This window comes from Sphingomonas sp. 66-10 (assembly GCF_001897045.1).
In the GTDB taxonomy this organism is placed as follows: Bacteria; Pseudomonadota; Alphaproteobacteria; order Sphingomonadales; family Sphingomonadaceae; genus Sphingomonas; species Sphingomonas lycopersici.
In genome coordinates this window covers 11,515-14,151 of the sequence record NZ_MKRR01000048.1, presented here as the reverse complement: position 1 = coordinate 14,151, position 2,637 = coordinate 11,515, and the positions used below count along the sequence as shown (strand labels likewise).

Below are 2,637 nucleotides of genomic sequence, written 5' to 3'. Positions count from 1 at the left end.
CGGCGATCACCCCATCCTCCAATCAGATCGGGCAACCTTCAACATACAAGGGGAGAGGATCTGGTCAGCGCGATGCGCCCGTTGTCCCGCGCGTCACTTCGCGGTGGCGAGTTCGGTAACGTCATTCTGGGCGAGCGCCTTCTGGACGATCAGCCCTTCCTTCTTGGTGCCATCGGCGGTCACCGGATCGTGCGCCACGTCGGCGTCGGTGAACTCCTTGGTCCAGGCGGCGAATTCGAGGCACACGCCATCGGGATCGAAGAAATAGACCGAGCGGACGAATACGTCGTCATGCATGTGATCGCTGGTCTGCGTGTCCGAATTGTCGTGGTTGAGAATCTTGGTGACCGCGATCCCCTTGGCCTGCAGCCGCTCATAATATTCGTCGAATTTCTCGGCCGGCACGTTGAACGCGATATGGTTCATCGATCCGTGCGCCGAGCGGAAATCGCCCTGCGTCGGCAGCGCCGACGGGGCGGCGATCCCCGGATGCGCTTCGGGCGCGCCGTCGAACCAGAAGAAGGCGAGGCTGTCGCCATTGCCCATATCGAAGAAGAAATGCTGCCCGCGCCCGCCCGGCAGGTCGATCGTCTTGACCAAGGGCATTCCCAGCACGTCGCGATAGAATTCCACCGTTCGCGCCATATCCTTGCAGACCAAAGCCAGATGATTGACGCCCTTGAACTCGAACTGGGTGTTGGTGGCCGGCATCGTCCTTCTCCTCTTGTGGGACGCGGCGGAAAAGAGGCGGTTTTTCGCGCCGCGGCCGCGCCAGACAAATTTCGTGTCTCTTATATCCGGCTATAGCGCGAATCGTGCCAATCGTCAATCAAGTTGACGGTTTTGCCGCCGGCCGCGCCGCGCTGAGGAAGTCGGCGGCGTTGAAGCCTTCGGGCGCAGCGATCTCGACGATCGGCTCGTCGCGATTGTCATATTCCATCCTAAGCGCGCGGGTGATCACCGCATGCATGTCGTAAAGACAGGTGATGTAGGTGAATTCGAAGATTTGCTCGTCGTTCCAGAACGTCCTGAGCTTGTCGAACACCGCGGTCGGCACGCGCCCGCCGGCCTGCGACAGGCAATCGGCATAAGCGAGCACCGCGCGCTCCTGATCGTCGAAGCAATCGGCGACCGTCCAATGCGGTACCGCGGCGATCTTCTCGTCGCTTACCCCCAGCCCGCGCAGCGACTTGCAATGCTGCGAAAAGACAAACTGGCTGCCCTTGACCCAGCCCGCGCGGGTCTGGCCGAGCTCGCGCAGTACCGGATCGATCGTCCGCGCCGGGTTGCGATAGACCGCGAAGCCGTCGACCGCGTGCTTGAAGATGTCGGGGGAGAGCGCGAATACCGTCCACCAATCACCCGGCGTGCCGGTCGCGGTACCGGGCTCGGCGACGGGATCGCGATCGCCGAACAGGCGGTCGTAATAATTGAGCACGATCTGGTCGGCCACCTCGCCGCGCGGCACCTGGCGCAATACGGGCATGATCGTTCTCCTCGCTCAGGCCGCCGCGAATTTGCGGAATTCGGCGACGTGCGCCGAATCGAAATATTCGTCGAGCCGGGTGATCTTGCCGTTCTCCACCCGGCAGACGATCGCGCAGGGCAGGCGCACCGCGCCGCCGTCATGCACGCGATTGCCCTGCAGCACATGCTGCTGGACGAACCCGCCGGGGAAGATATCGAGCCGGCGCTCGGCATATTGGCGGTTGGCGATCCGCGCGACCATCCCGGTCAGCGTCCTGGCGGTATCGGCGGGGGTGACGATCAATTCGTCGGTATTGTGCCAGATTTCGGCATCGGGGGTGAAGCTGCCCTGCATCGTCGCGATATCGCCTTCCTCGATCGCATCGAAGAAGCGCTTCGCAAAGGCGCGCATCTCGGTCTCGTTCATCGCCGCTCTCTCTCCAGTCACTCGCTTGCGCTTGATGCTTAGATACATAAGGATGTGAGTCAACCACAGGAGAGGCATATGGATATTCGGGGACGCTGGGCGGTCGTGACGGGGGCCGCGTCGGGGATCGGCCGCGCCACCGCGGTGCGGCTGGCGCAAGCCGGCGCGGCGCGGGTGACGTTGCTCGATGTCAATGCGGCGGGGCTCGCGGAAAGCGCGGCGTTGGTCGCGGCGGCGGGCGCCGAGGCGGAGACCGAGCGACTCGACCTCGGCGATCTGCCGGCGGTCGCGGCGTGGCTCGATCGCACCTTGGCGGACGGGGCGCCCGATATCCTCCACAACAACGCCGGGGTCGTGTCCGGCCCGGCGGCGTTTCCGGAAATGCCGCTCGATCGGCTGCGCTGGATCGTCGACGTCAACCTCACCTCTCTGGTGCTGATGACCGAGCGCGTCGCGCAGGCGATGCACCCGCGCGGCGGGGGCGTGATCGTCAACACCGTCTCGACCGTCGCGCTCGGCCCGGGGTTCCGCGATGCGATGTATGCCGTGACCAAAGCGGGGGTGATGATGCTCACCCGTTGCTGCGCCTCGCTCAAGGAGGAATGGGGGGTGCGGGTCGCGGGGGTGTTGCCGGGGCTGACCGATACGCCGATCCTCCACACCACCGGCGGCGATCGCGCGGCGGACTGGATGGCGCCGGTGCTGGCGAACAACGAACGTTGCACCCCCGACGATATCGCCGC

At 64.5% G+C, this 2,637-nt stretch carries 4 protein-coding genes; 1 reads left to right on the top strand and 3 read right to left on the bottom strand.

Translation table 11 applies throughout. The annotated features are described in order from the left end of the window. Positions 1 to 93: 93 nt before the first annotated feature. The 3 genes from BGN95_RS05620 to BGN95_RS05610 form a co-directional block, all read right to left on the bottom strand. Positions 94 to 711: a VOC family protein gene (locus BGN95_RS05620; RefSeq protein WP_179512628.1), complete on the bottom strand. Its 618-nt coding sequence runs from the start codon at positions 709 to 711 to the stop codon at positions 94 to 96. Positions 712 to 829: 118 nt separating this feature from the next. Continuing rightward, on the bottom strand, positions 830 to 1,486 hold the full coding sequence (locus tag BGN95_RS05615; RefSeq protein ID WP_286771901.1) for a carboxymuconolactone decarboxylase family protein: 657 nt from the start codon (positions 1,484 to 1,486) through the stop codon (positions 830 to 832). Between the two features lie 15 nt (positions 1,487 to 1,501). Then, positions 1,502 to 1,894, bottom strand: a complete 393-nt coding sequence (locus tag BGN95_RS05610; protein ID WP_179512626.1) for a nuclear transport factor 2 family protein — start codon at positions 1,892 to 1,894, stop codon at positions 1,502 to 1,504. A 78-nt stretch (positions 1,895 to 1,972) separates the two neighbouring features. Here BGN95_RS05610 and BGN95_RS05605 point away from each other — a divergent pair. Beyond that, positions 1,973 to 2,637: SDR family NAD(P)-dependent oxidoreductase (locus BGN95_RS05605; RefSeq protein WP_286771900.1), on the top strand; the 665-nt coding region annotated here is incomplete at its 3' end.